This is a genomic window from Pseudomonas sp. PF05, assembly GCF_056521845.1.
The window spans coordinates 1-523 of the sequence record NZ_JBWLPW010000081.1 but is presented as its reverse complement, the minus strand read 5'-3'; the positions used below and the strand labels follow the sequence as shown (position 1 = coordinate 523).

The window sequence follows — 523 nt, the reverse complement described above, 5'->3', positions numbered from 1 at the left end:
TGGTATCGGCAACAATGCACTGCGGCTCCAGCACCACTTGGCGCCAGACCACCTGCACCGGCTCATCCAACCCTTCCCAGACCACACTGGTGCGCAAGATGTCGTGGCGATCGATCACCACTTGCAGCGCGCCGATGAACGCGTCGAGGCGTTCCCGGTTGTCGAAGGCGAACTGGGTTTGCAGCACGTAGGGGTCGCCCTGTTCGGCGGCCAAGTGGTGATACAGAATCCCTTCCTGCAACGGTGCCAGGGGGTAGATATCCTGCACGTTGCGCGCGCCGCCAAGCACCGTGGCGACGATCTGGTCGAGGGTGTCCTGGGACAGGTTGACCAGCGGCAACAGTTCGGGGGTGATGCGGTCGCAATCCAAGGGAATCAGGTTCGCCGGCACGCTGACTTCCCTGCCGCTGCCAATCGCTGCGGCCAGTGCGACCAGGGTCGGTTGGCTGAACAGCACGCGCACGTCGGCGCTCAAGCCAGCCTGGCGCATGCGTTCGATCAGCGTCACCGCCAGCAGCGAATG

1 protein-coding gene is annotated in these 523 nt (G+C 64.1%); it reads right to left on the bottom strand.

The features are described 5' to 3' along the window. The coding region (locus AC09SL_RS29515) for a condensation domain-containing protein (protein WP_479572013.1) at positions 1 to 523 on the bottom strand (523 nt) is incomplete at both ends.